The sequence below is a fragment of the Grimontia sp. SpTr1 genome (assembly GCF_947387585.1).
In the GTDB taxonomy this organism is placed as follows: domain Bacteria; phylum Pseudomonadota; class Gammaproteobacteria; order Enterobacterales; family Vibrionaceae; genus Enterovibrio; species Enterovibrio indicus.
This window is the reverse complement of record NZ_CANDOD010000014.1, coordinates 63,695-82,207: the sequence shown is the minus strand read 5'-3', so window position 1 is coordinate 82,207 and position 18,513 is coordinate 63,695. Positions and strand designations below refer to the sequence as shown.

Below are 18,513 nucleotides of genomic sequence, written 5' to 3'. Positions count from 1 at the left end.
ATTAGATCCATACCAAAAGCATTTGAATGCGTCAGAATGTCTGTACCCAGAGACTAAACGGACAAGTATTAGGCAATAGTGCAGCCAAACTTGGAATCACTTCACACTTTTATCGCCTTGGCTTCATTTCACCGCGATGGCTCAAGTAGTCTGAAATTCTGTTTGAACGGCGTTTTCATGGGTTTTAATCAGGAAGGATGTACGCCTATCAACCAAGGAAGGTAAATATGGCAGAACAAGAGAACAAACTTTACTGCAGTGATTGCGGGAAAATGACTGCCCACACACTGGTGCAACTTGAGCCAAGAAAGGCAGAGCCAGATGCGACTTTGTTTCGGCGTGCAACGATAGTGCTTTCGAACTCTATGGATATGGTACTTGGCAGTTCTTATCAGCAATGCGATTGTTGTGGTTCTACATTTGGACACACAGACAGTATCGGTGGCATTTAGTGGATTTAGACAAACTCAGCCAGCATCTCAGGGAAAACGGCTTTAACGCAGTATTGAAAGACGGCAAGGTGCGTGTGAAATGGGGATGGAGTACCTTGCCAGTCACCATAGAAAATGATCCTGTCAGTGGGATCCTGAGTGTTAGTTATAATCAGCTCGCCCAACTTTTTCTTATCGGCCTTTTTTCATTTATGACCTTCGCTTTCTTTAGCTGGGGATCGTTTCTTTCATCAGGCGCCTATTTTGCCATCGCAATGATCTCTCTCGCCAATCTCTTGCTGACAGAATCAAACGCGAAAGAGGTTCGTCAACATATTCGCCAAATGGTAATACCCACCAAATAGCGCGATAAACAGAAAATCGCGCAATTTTGTTCAAGTTTTCGTTTCCTCTCCCTTCTATATTTTGCAAAGATGTTAAACAAACGGATGAGGGAACGGACGTGGACACAGACAATCGCTTCCAGTTTGTAAATAATGAACACCTTGAAGGTGTAGCTGTGCTTGACGCAAATATGAGCGACTTCACTTACGACAAACACGCCCACGAAGAGTTTTCTATTGGTGTGACTCTTAAAGGCAGGCAGGATTTTTTCTGTCAGAGCGCTTTCCATAAAAGTCCTGAAGGCGGCGTTATCCTATTCAATCCGGAAGATGTCCATGACGGCAGTTCAGGAGGAGACCAAAACCTCGAGTACTTGATGCTCTACGTCCACCCAGACAGTATTACTGCTCAAACCAAAGCGCTTGGCGTGAAGACACCAACGTCGCTACGAATCAAAGGCTGCTTACTCAACGATGTTAAACTCCGCAATCAGGCGTTGATCCTTTCCAGCCTGATTAAAGATCCCTCCTGCCATCGTATTGAGCAGGAATCTGCACTCTTTAACCTCTCACATACTCTGGTGTCATTAGCTGGCATGTTAGATGAGGCCACGCCAACAAACCGCAGAGATACCTTGCTAATACGCGCCAAAGACTTTGTGCAGGACAACCTCGCTAAAGATATCGCCATTGACGATCTTGCTGATGCCGCCAACATGTCAAAGTATCACTTTATCCGTCAGTTTCGGGCGCAGTTTGGTATTACACCTCACCAATACGTCATCAATTGTCGTATTAATGGTTCTCGCAAAGCATTGGAAAGCGGACAACCCGCAAGCGATGTCGCTCAGGAATTCGGTTTTGCCGACAGTAGCCATTTCAATCGAAGGTTCAAGCGCGTCTTTGGTATGACGCCAAAGCAATACCAGCTTCAAATCTCTGACTAACTTCCCTCTCTGAATTCTATAAAGGATTTCCTATGTTCGAACTTTGGGCATATGCCTTTGGCATTATGTATTCTCCAGGCCCTGTGAATCTTCTAGGCCTGAATGGCGGACTTCAAAATCGCACACGAGAGGATCTCGGATTTTTCGCAGGCGTTGCTACCGCAATGCTGATTCTCTTCATTTCGATGTTACTGATTGGCGGCACAATAGTTTCCACGACTTCCCTTCCTTATATCAGCATTATTGGTTGCAGCTATATTCTTTACATTGCGTGGAAGCTGGCCAAAGCGAAAGTGGACATCAATAAGAGTTCATGCAATAAAAACGCGATGACGTTCCACGACGGACTGGTGCTGCAATTGCTTAACCCAAAGGGCATCATTGCGACGCTCCCGATTGTGACGATTCAGTTCCCTGCTGCTGGCATCCATGGGATTGAGAGCCTGTTCTGGATTGGGAGCTTGACTATACTGGCTTTTGGCGCACCTGCCTCCTATTCCCTTATCGGCAGCTTGCTTGGCAAGCGCATAGCTAATCCCGTTTATTTCCGGGTATTCAATATCAGCATGTCAGTTCTGTTGGTCTATGTTTCCTTAGACATCGCCCATCAGCAAACTTATCTTCCTTGGTTTGGACAATAAAGGAAGGATTAAAAAACCGCCCGAAGGCGGTTTTTATTTATCAGCCGATTAACGCGTCACGTAGGTACGCACAAATTCACTGATCGCAATCAGGTCTGCAATGGCAATGAATTCTTCTGTCGTGTGCACTTTCGCCATACCAGTAGAAAGGTTCACGGTTTTCAGGCCTTTCTCGTTGAAAATATTCGCATCTGAGCCGCCACCTGTTGGTTTGGTCACTGGCTCAACACCGTTGGCTTCGAAGGCAGCTTTGATGGCCACAACGTGCGGATCGCTGTCTGCAATCTGGTAAGCGTTGTAAGAGCGGGTAGATTCGATCTCAATACCTGCTCCGTGCTTTTCCGCCGCGGCTTCGAAGGTTGAAACCATGTGTTCAACCTGCTTCGCCAGCTTATCGTCATTCAGCGAGCGCGCTTCTGCTTCTATATACAGTTCAGGCATCACAATGTTTGTCGCCTGACCGCCGCGAACTACACCAATGTTAGCCGTGGTTTCTTCGTCGATACGGCTCAGATTCATTTGGCTAATCGCATCAGATGCGACAGTCAGGGCATTGATGCCCGTTTCAGGCGCAAGGCCAGCGTGCGCCGGTTTACCTTTGATGGTGATTTTCAGGCTTTGCTGACCAGGAGCAGTTGTAATAATGGTGCCGATAGGGCCGCCTGAATCCAGCACGATGGCTTGCTGGGATTCAATTTTGCTCATGTCGAAGTGTTTAGCACCTTCTAGACCAAGCTCTTCGTAAACGGTAAACGCAACTTCGATGGTCTTGTGTGCTTCACCACTTTCCTGAATTGTGCGCACAGCTTCCATGACGGCTGCAATGCCAGATTTATCATCGCCACCCAAAATGGTGTCACCTTTCGAGCGGATAATACCGTCTTCAATCACTGGCTCGATGCCGTTGCCAGGGGTAACAGTATCCATGTGGCTACTGAACACAATGCTGCCTTCCTGCGAGCCTGCCAGCTTGCCATAGATGTTGAAACCGTTAGTGATGTGCTCAGGCACAGGAAGTTTTGTGACTTCAAAGCCCATTTGACCCAGTTGCTCTGCTAGTGTTTCTGCCATGGCTTTTTCGTTGCCAGATTCACTGTCAATTTTCACCAGCTCAATAAAATGCTCAACCAGTCTTTCTTGATTAATCTTTGTCATCGGTGTGCGACTTCTTCTCTGCGGGATGAGGCAACACCTTAAACCTATCCCGCAGAACATTTTGATGGGCTACATCAAAGAAAAGGTCGATTTGGTTGTCTATCCGCCGAAATCTTCCAGTTATCAGGTCCGTCGTTACCAAAAGCCTCAACTTGCTCTTTACACATCGGTTTTGTCCATCAAGGCCATCGAAATATCCCTCTTAAAAACAGAAATATTAATGACTAGAATAACGTGCAGAAAAAGGAACCTTTTTATAGCGGAAAAGCAAATTTTAGGAATGACATAAAAATAACAAAACCATGACAATTTAGCAGAAAGAGAATCCAAAGAAAGAGTGTCAAAAGATTATTCAATCACTTCTTCTCGAATGTATGCAAGTAATGGCATTCAGTTAAAACCGCATTCGACCCATGCAACCGATTACACCCAACCCACTGATAAAGATAGATTAATGAATGTAGGCTTCACCTAACGATTTTTCAAACACTTAGAGAGAGCATGTCATACCCACCATATTAATATATTAGTTAACAATGAAATTTAAATATAACCAAGAAGCAGAGAATATATTTTTAACGTTGTAAATTTCGCTTTAACAATCAACTAAAATCCCATATAGATATCCTTTATGGAGATTCTATTTCTTATGCATTTGTCAAATTTACAATGCAAGCAGGAATGCAAATGATAAAATTTGATCCAGTGGAAAACCGGATATTTACTGATACACGAAGTGTGGGTATTGGTCACCGGGAAGGACTGATTCTCGAGTTACTGCTAGAGCGCGCGCCGGATGTGATCGAGAAGCAAACAATTATTACCCACGCCTGGGGAAACGTCTGTGTGGGTGATACCTCACTGGCTAAATCCATCAGCACTTTAAGGCACGCTTTTTTAAAACTTGGTGTCAAAGAGAGCCCAATCGTTACGGCTCCAAGAGTGGGATATCGAGCACTACCGGGCAGAGTACAATGCATTGAGATTCCATTGGAAAGTAGCCACGAGCACAGCCACTCAGAAGCATTACCCAATCCAAGAAAGGATCTCGATTCCTTGCCCGAGCAGCAACAAGTAGCTTCGGAGAGCAATCATAAAAATCATCAGCTCCCCATCCGCCCTAGCTATATTAAAGCAGCACTCAACGCATTCTCTATCGCCTTGGCATTTACCACACTTGCCACTCTCTCCGTCAAACTGGATCTCGTGCCCTGGCCAGCCCCCCACTTAACATTAACCAAACAGCATGTTGGTGAATTGGTGCTGATTAAATCCCCGTCCGTAAAACTCTCACTACCTCTCAGGCGATTACTCGCTTCAAACCAGTGTGATTGTGTCGTTTATGTCGGGCTCGGAGGTGGTAAAAATGAGCTTTCATGGTTCCATCGCCAAGCGCAAGACGCCATTAACCTCACTTATCGCTCGGGGCAGTTTCCCGTCGTCGCAGCTCAAATTACGCAATTTGTGGAGCAACGAAAATGAAAGTCACCATTGCTTTTGTCGTCCTTAGCACCAGCGTGTTTATCGGTGTACTAGCCTTGCCCTGGCAACAACAATTAATGTCTGGTCATTACCAGCATTTCCTCGTGCAAGTTCATCCCGATCACAGTACTACCATTGCCAAAGGCCAGACTGCTGTTGATGGTCGTTCTATCATTCATGTTTCCAGCATAGAAGATGGCACTACTGAACAAACCAGTCTGGTGAGGCTGACAGGACACTTAGCATCAACACTCGATTCCAGTTTCCTTCTTCAGTGTGATGTCAAATTGGTCTATGTCGATAACCTAAGCAAGACCACCAATTTTTTGTATGCGACGCCTTACTTGTTTTCCGAAGAGGGAAGCTGTCTGGCAAAACTGGATGTTATCTATGAAGATCCAGAATTCTTACTCATCAAGGATGAAGTCTCCGAGCATACCCAGTTAATTACCCGCTTATAAAGCAAGAGTAAGTTTGAAAATATAGTCGTAATACGATGATTTTATTGGCGATTACTTTTCATTGTTTTTCAGTTAGCACCACCCAAGAGCGGTGCCATGCTGGCTCTGCGTTACCAATAACGCAGGAACACAACATCTAAAAACAATGGAGAAAAAGCCATGCCTAGAGTCACCCTATCGCTGATCACACTGTCTCTGTTTTCAGCGTTTTCTACACCCAGCTTTGCGAAGATTTTTCCTGATCAGCTTGTTGTCGACTACCAGGGAGAAGATGTATGTCGCTCCGGTTATCGTCCTATCACACGCAGTGAAGCCACTTTACATCGCGACTATCTGCTATCGAAAATGGGTCAGTGGCAAATTACCGGTTTGAAAGATGACTGGGTCATCATGGGGACTGGACATGAAGGGCGAATAAAACAGGATTTACCCAACTACAGTACGTGGTGCCATCCAACCAACACGGGAAATACAGGGATTCCTGACGTGGCGAAACATACTTTGCCTGAAGGAGAAGAAATCGATATTCAATACAATCTGGTTTCGGATGAAAGCAAGTTTATCCGCCCACTAAGCAATCTAGCTCACAACCTTGGGTACGCTTGGGTCGGCGGAAACAGTAGCCCTTATGTTGGCAGAGACATGTCGGTCCGTCAGGAAGGTGACAAATGGGTAATTCAAGGCAACAACCGTGGTTCCTGTGACGGGTACCGGTGCGACGAGAAAACGGCTATCAAAGTCAGCAACTTCAACTACACGCTGAACAGTGATGATTTCTGGCACGGTGATGTGACTGAGTCCAGCAAGCAGTTGGTGAAAACCGTGTATGTAACGGCTAGAAACCGCAGCGACATTGCACAGCAGGTGGTCATTGACCTCAAAGTGGATGAATCCACCAACTGGTCGAAAACCAACACTTATGGTTTCTCACAATCCGTGCAAACCAAAAACACGTTCCAGTGGCCTTTGGTCGGCGAAACAGAATTGACGATCAAACTGGAAGCTAACCAAAGCTGGGCGAACACCAATGGTGGTGCGACCTCAGAAGCAGTCACACTTCAGGCTCGCCCTATGGTACCTGCCAATTCTGAGATCCCTATTCGCGTGGAGCTATACCGTTCAAGTATCTCCTACCCTTACCGGTTCAGCGCAGACGTTAGTTATGATGTCGAATTCGACGGCTTCCTTCGCTGGAGTGGTAATGCATGGCATACCCACCCAACCAACCGCCCTACCCACAAACATACTTTCACCATGGGACGAGCCAGTGAGCCTTCTGCCGATATTCGGCACCAGTGGAATATTCGTCATATCCCGGGCGCATCACAATGGTGGGATTGGAGCTGGGCCATTCAGGAAAATGGTTTACAGAACATGCAGAGCGTCACCAGCCAAAGCCTTCGTCCGTTCGAAGCTGTTGTTTCCGGTGATTTCTATGCAGAATCCCAGTATGCAGGCACCATCGATATTGGGCAGGCACAACCTATCTCTGAGTCGCGTCGCTCTAAACGCAGTGTGACGGAAACACTTCGTCAGGGTGATATTGAGCTGGAAACCAATTTGGATACTGATGAAATGCGTGCGCTCGGCTTTGGTGAAGTAGAGATCAGCATTCAAGCTGCGCAGTAATGGATATTGTGAATTGAATGAGAAACCGCCGCATATGCGGCGGTTTTAATGTTGGATTTGTCAGAGCTTCAATCGGGCATGCCGACGTAACGCTCACTGTCGGCGATAGCATTTATCCAACGCAGAATATTTGGATAACTTTCCAAACTGAACCCACCTTCGTGCGCCACATGCGTGTAGGCGTATAGCGAGATGTCTGCGACCGTCATGGTATCTCCAACGAGAAAGGTCGATTTTCCAAGTTGCTGATCCATCAATTTCAGCGCTTTGTGTCCACCGGCTTGAAGCGAGTGGTATTCATCAAGCCGCTCTTCAGGCATTCCCTGATATTTTTGAATGAAACGGGCTACCGCAATAAAGGGTTCATGCGAGTATTGTTCAAAGAAAAGCCATTCGTAGACTTTGGCTTTTAAGAAGTTGTCAGTCGGCAGATAAGAAGTACCTTCTGAAAAATAGCCCAATATGGCGTTTGATTCTGACAACACACGGCCATCATCCAAAACCACTGCGGGTATCTTCCCATTTGGGTTCACCGCCAGAAATTCGGCCGTTTTCGTCTCGCCTTTCAAGATATCGACATGCTGCCAATCGTGCTTAATATCCAGAAATGAAAGAATCAGCTTCACTTTCAGGCAATTTCCGGACTTCATGTCTCCGTATACAAGCATCCTTTCCTCCTAACCCGTGATCTCTGCGCCCGCTTCTCCCTGCGGAACCACAACTGTGTTCAGTTTTGATTCCTCAATCCACTGCTTCATAGCGGCATCACTCAACACCTTGTCCATGTAGCGCTGCGCTTCAGCGGACACTGAAACGCCATAGGACAAAAAGCGCAACGCGACAGGCGCATACATCACATCTGCAATCGAGAAGTCACCGAACAGCCAGCCACCTTTATCACCAAACTGTGCCATTTGCTCAGTCCAGATTGCATCTATGCGCGCGATGTCTTTCAAGCACGCTTCCGACGCCGAGATATTGCGGCGTCCTCGAATATTCATCGGCATCTCTCCGCGAAGTGCCGTGAATCCAGAGTGCATTTCGGCAGAGAGTGCACGAGCCTTGGCACGATGTGCGACGTCTTCTGGCCAGCCTTTTCCATTGAGATATTGTTCGTTGACATACTCACAGATCGCCAGAGAGTCCCAAACGACAACATCACCATCCACCAGCACTGGGACCTTTCCGGCGCCTGAGTGTTTTCCCACCTCGGTGTAGAAAGCATCCGTAAACAAATCGAGATCAACTTCTTCAAAATCAATATCAAAGCCTCGGAGAACCAGCCAGCCACGTAGTGACCATGTTGAGTAATTCTTGTTGGCGATTATCAGTTTCATCAGGCTCTCCTTTCCTTTTGCTTTTTGTTGATATGAACGAGTATGCTCAGAAGCAGGACAGGTTTCTAACGCATAGTTTTGATACCTAGTATTCGATTTCATGATGCAAGGACAGATCGAGAATGGATATCGATTCACTGCGAAGCTTTTTAGCCATCGTGGACACAGGCAGTTTTACCCGCGCCGCGGCACAGATTCACCGCACGCAATCTGCCATCAGTATGCAAATTAAAAAGCTGGAAGAAGAGCTTGGCAGTCCGCTGTTTGATAGAGATAAACGGCCACTTACCGTGAGCCTTGCTGGTCAGCGTTTGGTCAGCCACGCCCGGAGACTGGTTGCCTCACACGATGAAGCACTGGATGCTTTCATACGTGAAGACAACACCCGCCCTATCCGTATCGGATGCCCTGACGACTATGCCCAATCATTGCTCCCTGAGCTACTTGAGGCTTTCAGACAGCAACTCGGCAAGGTGACCTTTGATGTGCTTTGCGCTTCCAGTGTACGTTTGCGTCAACGACTCGACAGCGGTGATTTGGACTTGGCCATCGTCACCCGAGCCCCCGACTCTGACGAAGGTTGGCTGATAAAGCATGATAAAGGTGTCTGGGTATGTGGTGATGACCCAACGTTAGTGGAACGTCGACCTTTGCCATTAGCCTTGTTTGATAAAAGCTGTAAGTTCCATACCACCGCACTTGATGGACTCGGCAAGTTTGGTATTGATGTCGATTTGGTCGCGTTCACTACCAGCGCATCAACATTGGTAGGTTTGGTGAGAAACCAACAGGCGCTTTCCGCCATGGCGTCTGGGAGCATACCATCAGATCTGAAAGTGCTGTCGGGTGCCAACTTACCGCCACTTCCTGCTATAGATATTGTGATTGTGGCCGCGACCCATTCACATCCAATGATCACGCCGTCGATGATTTCTTCCATTTCCCATCAGTTCACGGCAGCGCAAGCAAAAATCGCCTGATGAGATTGCTAAAGACAAAAAAAGCAGCCTTAAGGCTGCTTTTTGCATCCAGATTCTTAAGCCTAACGACTGATAGCCAAATACGCACCCGCACCTATCATAAGAGAACCGGCACTGCGATTCATTCGCTTAACCGCTTTTTCCGTTTTGAGTAGCTTTGCTGCGCGATCTGCGCCCACAGCGATCATCATGACACCACTCATCAAGGCAAAACCTGCCAGTACATTCGCCAGCACTACGTCACCCATGCTAAGAAGCGTCACATCCATAAAAGTTGGCAAGAACGCAATATAAAACAGAATAACCTTAGGATTTGAAGCTGAAATCAAGAAGCCTTGGGCAAAATCAGCGGCTGCACCGGAGGATTTCTTAACGGTTTCCTCAGATAACTGCGCGACCTGCGGCAAAGCTTTGAACATCTTGTAGCCCAAATAAATCAGGTAAGCAGCACCCACATAGCGAATCACGGTAAACAACCCTGCGTAATTTTCTGCAATGGTTGCTAGACCAAAACACGCTAGCGTCAGGTAAATCAAATCACTTGCTACCATGCCAGAAGAAATCGCCACACAATCTCGCCAGCCAGTCACCATAGCTCGCGCCAGTATGGCGAAAATGCCCGGGCCGGGAGTAATGGCAAAGACGAATATAGCGATGCTGAATGTAATCGCTCCTTCCAGAGTCATCTATTGTTCCTCACGCTGCTTTTCACCGTATGATCGACACTAACAAAAGCCAGCATAGCCCTCAGTTTGAGTTTCGACTGAGTTTTCAAACTTCTTCCATCCGCACAGCAAGATTCGCGGCTAAAGAATATCTATTCTTACCGTTTGCTTTCGCGTCGTACATGGCCTTATCTGCCTGTTCGATAACTTGTGCCAACGATGACGGATCATTCGCAGACCAATAGCGAACACCTATACTTGCGCTTACCTTTGGCTTGCAATTGTTGATCACGATTTCATCGCTGAGTTTTTCCAGCAGTCGGTTTGCAATGGCATCGACCGGAGCATTGCCATACAACGCAATCAGGAACTCATCACCAGACAAACGGGAGACAAAATCACGGCGTGACACGGACGCTTTCATACGTTCGGCTACCACTTTCAACAGCTCATCACCCACCTGATGGCCGAACTGGTCATTCACCGATTTAAAGCCATCCAAATCGATAAACAGAATGTGCATATCGCGCTCTTTGTCATGGTCTTGGGTTAACTTTTCCAGCGCATGAGCGCGGTTCGCCAAGCTTGTCAGCGCATCGTGGTTTGCGATGTAGTTAAGGCGCTGAATTTCCATTTCTGTCGACAAATCAACAATGGTAATCACGAAACCTTCCACGCTACCTCGATGGTTAGTAAGGGTTCGTGCGACGACCTGACAAGGCATTTCAACACCACCGTGTCCAACCAGTGTACGATGCCACTCCATGGTGCCGTCTGCGAGCAACGTCTTCAGCTCCGCAAAGCTCAGATGGCTTTCACTGTCTGTCGACAGGGTGCGCCACGAGTAGTGGACACCAAAGGTATCAATACAGGCGGCGTTTTGCGTTTTGATGGTGAGATCACGAGACATCACCAAGGTCGCATCCTGACTCTTATCGAAGATCAGCTCTGCCAGTTTACGGCGCTGCTCAGCCTCTCGCTGCTCCGTGACATCTTCAAACTGCACCAGTGAATGTTGCGCCGCCAACATGGGTTGTGTGCTGAGCTGAAAGACCTTTCCAGTCAACGTATGTGTCAGCTCAATGCCCTTCATCGGCTGGTGATTGTCAATGGCATAAGAGATCGCATGAACCCGGGATGCAGGCGAGAAGGTTTGTAATAGCTGTGGCAGATTTCTCGGTGAGCAGTAGACCTGACGCAGCAAATACTCCGCCGCAGGGTTGAAATAAGTCACGACATCACCCGGCGCGATAACCATGACACCATGCTCCATGGTATCCAGCACCTCTCCAATGTACTGACTCTTATTTTCCAACTGGTTCAGGGTTTGCTTTAACTGATAATCGCGCTCAGACAAATTGGAAACCAGATCGTTAAAGCACGCCGTCAATTGCCCCAGCTCGTCGTTGTGTTTGACGGGAATCGCACGCCCGAACACACCCAATCGCAACATAGAAGACATCGATTGATGCAAAGATGCCAGTGGATGAGAAACCAGACGATGCAACAATTGCGCAAAAACCAATGCCAACAGAGAGAGCAAACTGGTGCCTGCGGTGAGATAGCCCACTAAGAAATGGCGTTCTTCTTCAATCGCGGCTCGGGAGACATACACCTCAATAAAACCAAGAATTTCTTCCCCAAGCACTATCGGTTTCTTAACGCGCTCAAATTGTGTATCACTACAGGTAATGGCACTACCGTTTGAACGACAATCCGGCGGCAACTCCATGACTGACGCAAAGTTAGCATCATCGGTAGTGCGAACCTTTGCACCAATCAAATCAGGGTCAACACGCAGCGCTTCAAGCTGTTCCAGCGCTGTCTGTTTGTCATCAAATGCCAGTGCTGCCGTGAGGTTAACCGCTGCAGCATTAGTCAGGATTTTGGTACGTCCAATCAGGCTTTGTTCCATTTTGTCTTCGGCGACATTTTCAATCGCAAAGCCCAGCAGCACTACGCCTGCAGTCATCAAAAACCAGGTTGGTAACACTAATTTGATTCTGAGCGGGAGGCTATTCAGCCAACGAACAATCATGCTTTGTCCTCCTTATCAATTACCGCTATTGAAAGCAGTTGAGAACGGAGAGAGAACGGAGCACCCGCTAAATGACTTCTGTTGATCAATGGCTTAATCCGGTTATTCATACGAACAAATGCCATCATGCCACCCGACCTGATGAACCGGCGCCCTTCTCCCACTAGCAATGCATCAGGAAAGCGGGCTTTCAGTGCTGACACTTGGTCAGCCTGATCGGCAGTGGAATAAACAATATGGCACCCAGGTGGCTGGATTTGGGTATTTTGGATTTGATGAAACACTGCCTGAGGCTTCTGTTGAATAATTGCCTTCAATTTTTGGCTGACACCGTTATCGGCATCCACGCAGAAGTGATATTGAGATAACGATTGATGCGACGACTTCCAATCCACCAATAAAGCAAAGCGGAATAAATAGACCGCTTTCAAATCGTCATCCTGAATATCACTAGCCAACGCACAGGTACTGATTGAGAAGGCAAGCAACGCCGAAAGCCAGAGCGTAAACGCTCTGGCTTTGTAGTGTTGATAAAGATGCTGCCAAGACGGGGGCATTACGGAAGCTGCCAATCTATTTCCAACCAGTATTGGGTGCCGTTATCAAAGCCGCTATAGCTTTCAGGGTACTCATTCACTTGATCGTTAAACAGGTTCTCTACCGAGAAGATAAATTCCGGGAAATCTTTGGCAGGTTTCCAGCCTGCAATAAAATCCCAAGTCAGCACTTCTGGCCAGCCATAATCTTCGTGACTGCCTAACAGCTCATCTGGCTTGGAAGCAGCGACGTAGTTCAAGACATTGCTGACCCAAAGATCCGGCGTGATATCCCACATGATTTGAGCGTTGGCGAGGTGGACAGGTTCGTTTTCGTAGCTGCGAAGCGGCCCTTCACTGCTTCCGCACACCTCGCCGTGACACTCTGCTTTAATTTTGCGGTAGGAGTAGCTGGCGTTAACCTGAAAATCGCTCGATGGTTGCCATTTAACACTTAATTCGCCACCGTGGGTTCGAGCACTTAATGGCGCTATCTGGCGATATTTATAGACATCGATAATGGTACCGACAGTGCCCGGAGAAGAGTCCTCCCAGATGTAATTACGCTCAGCACTTTCCAACAGCCATGCTGGAATATCCGACTCTTCACTTAAAAAGAGATTGGCATCAAATTGAACCGTCTTATCTAGCCAGAAGCGATAACCCAGCTCAAACGTCTCCACCTTTGGAACTGGCATATTTACATCACCTTGATTCACAATGACCTGCATATAATCAAAGGTGTATGGCAAACAGTTAGTTGGGTTTCCGGCCTCACAGAACGCTACGTCACTGGCATAGATGTTTTGATGGAAATCCGTTGTTCTGCCTTGGCGTGCTGGCGTAATGACCGCTCGACCCCAACCTGCCCAAATTCGTTGGTTGTCGCTGAGATCCTGCATTAAACGAATTTGTGGTTGAGCGAAAGTGTCTTCTACCAAATTGAAATACTGCCAACGGTTACCAACCATCAATTCGGTGCTATCCGTCAGCGGGTAGGTATAGTTGAGATACAGCGCAACACTTTGATTGGTGAAACCAGGTTCATCAGTCACACGCAGATACGGCGATGTATATCTTTCGTGATCACTGTACGGACGGAAGTATTCATCGACCAAACGATAGTTCAGACCCACCATAAAGTGGCCACCAAGCACGTTGCTGTCGGTATAGGTTGTTTCTGAATCGAAGCGGGTAAAATAGGCGTTTCGATCACTGCCATTACTGTTGCTGTATGTCAGCCAGAATTGCTGTTCCCAGTGAGTGTCTTGGCTCAACTCCTGAAGATATTTAATCCCTGCGAAGTATTCCTCAGCCACCATTTCGGTATCAAACGCCACATAATCTTCCATATCCTGCCCCGGATAAAGGAAGTGGGGTTGGTAGGTTAGCCACTGGTAATCTTCACGGGAACGGATGCCACCCACCTGGAAGGAAATGGTACGGTCGAGGTTTTGGTAATCGCCGCGCATACCGAATCGTTCAGTGTAAACACGGAAGTGCTGCTGATCTTTTACCAGCTCTTGATCCGTCGTCCAAGGCATATGCTGAACAAACTCGGCGTACCCGCTCAGGAAGAAGTTGTCCGAGACTTCACCGCCGTGTCGAACCTGATATTCCTGATAGTGATAGTTACCGACAGAAGCAGATACCCGTTTTCTTGGGGCATCTTCAGCGTCCAAGGTAATAATATTGATGACAGCATTTGCGGCATTTCCGCCCCAAATCGTTCCCACCGGCCCGAGCACGACTTCAATGCGATCGATGTTATCTAGGCTGACAGGAATTAAGTCCCAGTCCACACCCGAAAACATGCCATTAAACACACTTCGGCCGTCAACCATCACCAACATGGTGTTACTCAAAGCTTCGTTGGTAGTACGAGCCGCGATACCCCAATCGTAGTTAGAGAATTTGGCGACATGTAAACCCGGTGCCAGCACCAGTACGTCGGCGACAGATCTCGCACCCGATCGTTTAATCTCTTTTGACGTGATGACATGAACGGCGGCGGGAATATCAGCAAGGCTAAGTGAAGTTCGGGTCGCTGATACCACTTTGGTGTCAGAAAGAGACTCAAGCGGCATATCAAGCAGCGCATCAAGATCTACATCAGCCAGGGAAGGCAATGAAAAAGGTAGGCTTAAACAAGCAGCCATCGCGGCTCGGCGGGCTTTAAGCATTTCGCGTATTCCAGAAAATCGTTATTGGCACGTTGCCGTAAATCTGCATCCGTAAGGTGACATGTCATCCGTGTGTTGCTGAGTTCAAAATGCGGTAGATCACCTTTTGAATTACAGTGTACTTTGAGCGAGATTATACGTGCGACAGCACGGGCAGAATAGCGATTTAGGAAGGAGAAAATAGGGTTTTTAGCACGCTAAGAGGCATATCTCATTGTAAGTCATATAAATGACGCCAATATCAATAATTGCGTCATTTATATGACGAAAGAAGCCCAGATCAGATAATAGATTTCAATGAGTTAGCAATTTCTCATTTATAAAGCGGAAGACTGCATTTATACCAGCTTTTTCAATTTCGCCAGTCCATAAGCAGCGACAGTGACATTGTCTTTGATCTCTCCTTCTATCATCATTCGCTCAAATTCCTCGATGGGGAAAGGACGTGAGATCAGATCCTCCTCTTCAACATCAAGAGACTTACCCACATCCGTCAATTGAGTCGCTAAATAGATATGACAGGTTTGGTTGAGGAAACCATAAGCGATGTAGTGCGCGCCCACATAGACCATCTCTTTTGCATCTAACCCTGTTTCTTCGCGTAGCTCGCCTTTTGCTAATTCAAGATGATCAGCATCGGGACGGGATTCCCACGCGCCTTGCGGCAGCTCCCAACAACGCTGTTGAACGGTATAGCGAAACTGCTGGACTAAATGGACCTGTCCGTTATCAATCGCCATGATCACCGCGCAATCAGGTTTATCTACCACACCATAGATACCTTCAGCGCCACTGGGGCGAAGGATTTTGTCTTCACGAACAGTCATCCATTTGTTTTGGTAGACCACTTTAGTATCGAGCTGTTTAATCATTGTTCTGCTATTCCGTTCTGAACCATTAAATAGGGGCTGTTGACCTTTGGTGGTTAAATTTTGTTCTCGCTATAAGCGTTTTAGGCGCGGCGAGGTGTGTGCCGCCTAGTCATTCTAAGCAAATACACCTCAACAAAGCATAAAACGCTTAGAGCTGAACCCTTCGGGCAGCCTTTGTGGGGAATTTCTGCTGCGTTATCGGCTTCTCATGTAGGCCTGCTACACATCGAAGCCTCTGCCTTGCATAAAATCCCCACAAACGGCTGCAAAAAATCATCACCAAAGGTCAACAGCCCCTAGCATCTAATTCTTCACTGATGATACATGCTGTCGCTTGCCAAAATTAGGATTCGTGATATTTTTCGCATCAGTTATTCAACTGGAACAGTGACCATGCCAAAGGCAAGTGAAATTAAAAAGAACGCCGTTATCGAACACAACGGTAAAGTACTGGCAGTTAAAGACATTGCTAAGCTGACGCCAAGCGGCCGCGCGGGCAACAGCCTTTTCCGTATGCGTCTTTACGATGTAGCAACCGGCGCGAAAGTTGACGAAAGCTTCAAAGCAGACGACATGATTACTCTGGCGGATTTCAGTCGCCACCCTGCTGACTTCTCTTACGTTGATGGCAACGAGTACGTGTTCATGGACTCTGAAGACTACACCCCTTACCACTTCAACAAAGATGACATCGAAGAAGAATTGCTGTTCATCACTGAAGAAACCAAAGGCATTCAGGTACTGGCTGTGAGCGGCAAACCTGTGGCTCTGGAACTGCCTTCGGCTGTTGATCTGGTGATCACCGAGACTTCACCGTCTATCAAGGGTGCTTCAGCAAGTGCGCGTACCAAGCCAGCAACGCTGACCACAGGTTTGGTTGTTCAGGTTCCTGAATACGTGGCGCCTGGCGACAAAATCCGCGTTAACACCGCTGAACACAAGTTCATGAACCGTGTAGAATCCAAGTAAATCTCTACCCGAGTTCAATCAAGCCCCGGTCATCTTGCCGGGGCTTTTTTATCTCACTCTTATTGCAAACCACATCTTCCCAGCCAAAAAAGTTTTGAACAAGGTTTGTGGTTTTCTCTCCAAACCACGAAACATGCAACTTTTTGAAAATTAGAAAATTGAGAGTCACTCGCAAACAATGAAGACTCTCACGTTGCAACTTGTTTATAAGCGCGCTGCATTGCTTCTTTTTAAGTGAGCATAACGCTCGCTTTGTAAATCAAGGAGCAAACATTGAAAAACAAAATAACAATGGCGCTTGCCATGACATTGATGTCACCTTGTCTATTCGCTGCTGAGACGATCACCCTTAATTCTGCTGAAGTGTCGCCACGTATCGTCGGTGGCGTAGATGCCAACCCAGCGGAATGGAAGTTCTATACCCAGATTGTGAATTCAAACAGTAACCGCTCTTTCTGCGGTGCCAGTTACATCGGCAAGGGATTTGTCTTGACTGCCGCACACTGTGTGGACACCGACGCACCAAACCATATTGCCGTTAAGATTGGCGGCTACCGATACAATGGCACCGATGGTGTGCGGGTTAATGTTTCAGAGATCTATATCCACCCCAATTTCAACACCCGCAATCTGGCCAATGATATTGCCTTGCTTAAACTCGCCAGCGTGCCTACGGGGTTAACACCAGTTGAAATAGCTGAAGGGTCGCTATACCAGTATGTGTCAGACGGAGATTTACTGACCGTAGCAGGATTAGGCCGAACCTCAGAGGGTGGTAGTTCACCGACAGTATTGCAGGAAGTGGACGTACCTTTGGTTTCTGATGCAACCTGTCGTCAAGCAGGTGGCAGTTACACGTCCGTCGGAGGTGTGTCATTCTGTGCGGGTGTACCGCAAGGTGGCATTGACTCCTGTCAGGGTGACAGTGGCGGCCCAATTGTTGTTAACCGTGGTGGTGTAACAACCCAGTTGGGTATTGTCAGCTGGGGTGTCGGCTGCGCCCGCCCAGACAAATACGGCGTTTACAGTGATATCGCTGCTCTTCGTGAGTTTGTTGATGGTGTTGTTTACGGAGGCATAGATAAAGTCAGCCTCAGCTACGCAGAGAATCAAGTTCTTGCTGATTTCATTGCTGGAGAGCCCAAACTACACACATTCACTATCCGCAACACTGGGTTTGCACCTTTCACGATTGACCATTTAAGCGTCTCTGGTTCCGGCGTCGCAACCTCTCCTGTGATCACCAATGATCGATGTCTGCAAACTACGCTGCAGGGGAACGAATCCTGTCAGGTCGGTATTGAGTTTGGAGCCAAAGAAGTCGGTATTGCAAAAGCAACCCTGACGTTTGAGATCGACCAAACAACAACGGTATATAAAGCCAATGTGTCAGCCACTGCCAAACCAGCGATCGGGTATTGCTCTACCGATTGGCAAGAAACTGCAGTCTATTTGCCTGGTGACACTGTCACGTGGAATGGGAAACTCTGGCGTGCAAAATGGTGGACACAAGGTGAACATCCATCCACCAGCGGCCAATGGGGCGTATGGGAAGAAGTTGGCATTGCAGACTGTGGTCCCGTCAACCCTGTCGAGCCACCAGTACAACCGCCTGTTGAACCAGAACCACCAGTGACGCCAGAACCACCGACGGGTTCAGACAGCTATGTAGCAGGCACTTCATACTCAGCTGGCGATATCGTCACCAATGGCGGTTCTACTTACGAATGTAAGTCTTGGCCTTATAACCTTTGGTGTGGCTCTGCCCCAAGTGCCTATGAGCCAGGCGTGGGAACCAACTGGCAGGACGCCTGGATCCTTCGCTAACTAAAATTGCCCCGAT

Annotated in this window: 18 protein-coding genes; 10 read left to right on the top strand and 8 right to left on the bottom strand. The window is 47.6% G+C overall.

The genetic code is table 11. The features are described 5' to 3' along the window. Positions 1-227: 227 nt before the first annotated feature. From QL223_RS18475 to QL223_RS18460, 4 genes are all read left to right on the top strand, one after another. The gene (locus tag QL223_RS18475; protein ID WP_002538632.1) at positions 228-452 is read left to right on the top strand and encodes a hypothetical protein; all 225 of its coding nucleotides are present in this window, start codon (positions 228-230) and stop codon (positions 450-452) included. Then, positions 452-796, top strand: a complete 345-nt coding sequence (locus tag QL223_RS18470) for a hypothetical protein (protein WP_281545586.1) — start codon at positions 452-454, stop codon at positions 794-796. Before QL223_RS18475 ends, QL223_RS18470 begins: the two co-directional genes overlap by 1 nt. 98 nt (positions 797-894) lie before the next feature. After that, positions 895-1,722: an AraC family transcriptional regulator gene (locus QL223_RS18465; protein ID WP_281545585.1), complete on the top strand. Its 828-nt coding sequence runs from the start codon at positions 895-897 to the stop codon at positions 1,720-1,722. 32 nt (positions 1,723-1,754) lie between these two features. Continuing rightward, positions 1,755-2,363 (top strand): LysE family transporter, encoded by a 609-nt coding sequence (locus QL223_RS18460; RefSeq protein ID WP_281545584.1) that lies wholly within the window; start codon positions 1,755-1,757, stop codon positions 2,361-2,363. A gap of 48 nt (positions 2,364-2,411) precedes the next feature. On the opposite strand, the gene QL223_RS18455 is transcribed toward QL223_RS18460, so the two are convergent. After that, positions 2,412-3,518 (bottom strand): M20/M25/M40 family metallo-hydrolase, encoded by a 1,107-nt coding sequence (locus tag QL223_RS18455; RefSeq protein ID WP_281545583.1) that lies wholly within the window; start codon positions 3,516-3,518, stop codon positions 2,412-2,414. A 687-nt stretch (positions 3,519-4,205) separates the two neighbouring features. Here QL223_RS18455 and QL223_RS18450 point away from each other — a divergent pair. From QL223_RS18450 to QL223_RS18440, 3 genes are all read left to right on the top strand, one after another. After that, complete coding sequence (locus QL223_RS18450; RefSeq protein WP_281545582.1) at positions 4,206-5,000, top strand: winged helix-turn-helix domain-containing protein; 795 nt, start codon at positions 4,206-4,208, stop codon at positions 4,998-5,000. Beyond that, positions 4,997-5,461, top strand: a complete 465-nt coding sequence (locus tag QL223_RS18445) for a hypothetical protein (RefSeq protein ID WP_281545581.1) — start codon at positions 4,997-4,999, stop codon at positions 5,459-5,461. The genes QL223_RS18450 and QL223_RS18445 overlap by 4 nt, the downstream gene beginning before the upstream one ends. Positions 5,462-5,620: 159 nt before the next feature. Beyond that, a complete protein-coding gene (locus QL223_RS18440; RefSeq protein ID WP_281545580.1) occupies positions 5,621-7,090 on the top strand; it encodes an aerolysin family beta-barrel pore-forming toxin in 1,470 nt (489 codons plus the stop codon). A gap of 68 nt (positions 7,091-7,158) precedes the next feature. Here QL223_RS18440 and QL223_RS18435 read toward each other — a convergent pair whose 3' ends face one another. Together QL223_RS18435 and QL223_RS18430 are read right to left on the bottom strand one after the other, a co-directional pair. Beyond that, complete coding sequence (locus QL223_RS18435) at positions 7,159-7,758, bottom strand: glutathione S-transferase family protein (protein WP_281545579.1); 600 nt, start codon at positions 7,756-7,758, stop codon at positions 7,159-7,161. Between the two features lie 9 nt (positions 7,759-7,767). Continuing rightward, a complete protein-coding gene (locus QL223_RS18430) occupies positions 7,768-8,427 on the bottom strand; it encodes a glutathione S-transferase family protein (RefSeq protein ID WP_281545578.1) in 660 nt (219 codons plus the stop codon). Positions 8,428-8,549: 122 nt separating this feature from the next. Between QL223_RS18430 and QL223_RS18425 the strand changes: the two genes are divergently transcribed. Further along, on the top strand, positions 8,550-9,407 hold the full coding sequence (locus QL223_RS18425; RefSeq protein WP_281545577.1) for a LysR family transcriptional regulator: 858 nt from the start codon (positions 8,550-8,552) through the stop codon (positions 9,405-9,407). 62 nt (positions 9,408-9,469) lie between these two features. Here the strand turns inward: QL223_RS18425 and QL223_RS18420 are convergent, their stop codons facing one another. The 5 genes from QL223_RS18420 to QL223_RS18400 form a co-directional block, all read right to left on the bottom strand. Further along, the gene (locus tag QL223_RS18420) at positions 9,470-10,093 is read right to left on the bottom strand and encodes a LysE family translocator (protein ID WP_002538616.1); all 624 of its coding nucleotides are present in this window, start codon (positions 10,091-10,093) and stop codon (positions 9,470-9,472) included. Positions 10,094-10,178: 85 nt separating this feature from the next. Next, on the bottom strand, positions 10,179-12,110 hold the full coding sequence (locus QL223_RS18415; protein WP_281545576.1) for a diguanylate cyclase: 1,932 nt from the start codon (positions 12,108-12,110) through the stop codon (positions 10,179-10,181). Continuing rightward, complete coding sequence (locus tag QL223_RS18410) at positions 12,107-12,682, bottom strand: YfiR family protein (protein WP_281545575.1); 576 nt, start codon at positions 12,680-12,682, stop codon at positions 12,107-12,109. Before QL223_RS18410 ends, QL223_RS18415 begins: the two co-directional genes overlap by 4 nt. Beyond that, positions 12,667-14,829 (bottom strand): TonB-dependent receptor plug domain-containing protein, encoded by a 2,163-nt coding sequence (locus QL223_RS18405; RefSeq protein ID WP_281545574.1) that lies wholly within the window; start codon positions 14,827-14,829, stop codon positions 12,667-12,669. The genes QL223_RS18410 and QL223_RS18405 overlap by 16 nt, the downstream gene beginning before the upstream one ends. A gap of 338 nt (positions 14,830-15,167) precedes the next feature. Then, the gene (locus QL223_RS18400) at positions 15,168-15,701 is read right to left on the bottom strand and encodes an NUDIX hydrolase (protein WP_281545573.1); all 534 of its coding nucleotides are present in this window, start codon (positions 15,699-15,701) and stop codon (positions 15,168-15,170) included. Between the two features lie 393 nt (positions 15,702-16,094). On the opposite strand from QL223_RS18400, the gene yeiP reads away from it, so the two are divergent. Both yeiP and QL223_RS18390 read left to right on the top strand, forming a co-directional pair. After that, complete coding sequence (yeiP, locus tag QL223_RS18395) at positions 16,095-16,670, top strand: elongation factor P-like protein YeiP (RefSeq protein ID WP_002538609.1); 576 nt, start codon at positions 16,095-16,097, stop codon at positions 16,668-16,670. Between the two features lie 303 nt (positions 16,671-16,973). Beyond that, positions 16,974-18,497: a trypsin-like serine protease gene (locus QL223_RS18390; protein ID WP_281545612.1), complete on the top strand. Its 1,524-nt coding sequence runs from the start codon at positions 16,974-16,976 to the stop codon at positions 18,495-18,497. Positions 18,498-18,513: the final 16 nt, after the last annotated feature.

What these genes read in the sequence shown, in the direction of transcription:
- QL223_RS18475 (WP_002538632.1), top strand. Translation starts at nt 228, where the DNA reads ATGGCAGAACAAGAGAACAAACTTTACTGCAGTGATTGCGGGAAAATG.
- QL223_RS18460 (WP_281545584.1), top strand. Translation starts at nt 1,755, where the DNA reads ATGTTCGAACTTTGGGCATATGCCTTTGGCATTATGTATTCTCCAGGC.
- QL223_RS18455 (WP_281545583.1), bottom strand. Translation starts at nt 3,518, where the DNA reads ATGACAAAGATTAATCAAGAAAGACTGGTTGAGCATTTTATTGAGCTG.
- QL223_RS18450 (WP_281545582.1), top strand. Translation starts at nt 4,206, where the DNA reads ATGATAAAATTTGATCCAGTGGAAAACCGGATATTTACTGATACACGA.
- QL223_RS18445 (WP_281545581.1), top strand. Translation starts at nt 4,997, where the DNA reads ATGAAAGTCACCATTGCTTTTGTCGTCCTTAGCACCAGCGTGTTTATC.
- QL223_RS18440 (WP_281545580.1), top strand. Translation starts at nt 5,621, where the DNA reads ATGCCTAGAGTCACCCTATCGCTGATCACACTGTCTCTGTTTTCAGCG.
- QL223_RS18435 (WP_281545579.1), bottom strand. Translation starts at nt 7,758, where the DNA reads ATGCTTGTATACGGAGACATGAAGTCCGGAAATTGCCTGAAAGTGAAG.
- QL223_RS18430 (WP_281545578.1), bottom strand. Translation starts at nt 8,427, where the DNA reads ATGAAACTGATAATCGCCAACAAGAATTACTCAACATGGTCACTACGT.
- QL223_RS18425 (WP_281545577.1), top strand. Translation starts at nt 8,550, where the DNA reads ATGGATATCGATTCACTGCGAAGCTTTTTAGCCATCGTGGACACAGGC.
- QL223_RS18420 (WP_002538616.1), bottom strand. Translation starts at nt 10,093, where the DNA reads ATGACTCTGGAAGGAGCGATTACATTCAGCATCGCTATATTCGTCTTT.
- QL223_RS18415 (WP_281545576.1), bottom strand. Translation starts at nt 12,110, where the DNA reads ATGATTGTTCGTTGGCTGAATAGCCTCCCGCTCAGAATCAAATTAGTG.
- QL223_RS18405 (WP_281545574.1), bottom strand. Translation starts at nt 14,829, where the DNA reads ATGCTTAAAGCCCGCCGAGCCGCGATGGCTGCTTGTTTAAGCCTACCT.
- QL223_RS18400 (WP_281545573.1), bottom strand. Translation starts at nt 15,701, where the DNA reads ATGATTAAACAGCTCGATACTAAAGTGGTCTACCAAAACAAATGGATG.
- yeiP (WP_002538609.1), top strand. Translation starts at nt 16,095, where the DNA reads ATGCCAAAGGCAAGTGAAATTAAAAAGAACGCCGTTATCGAACACAAC.
- QL223_RS18390 (WP_281545612.1), top strand. Translation starts at nt 16,974, where the DNA reads ATGACATTGATGTCACCTTGTCTATTCGCTGCTGAGACGATCACCCTT.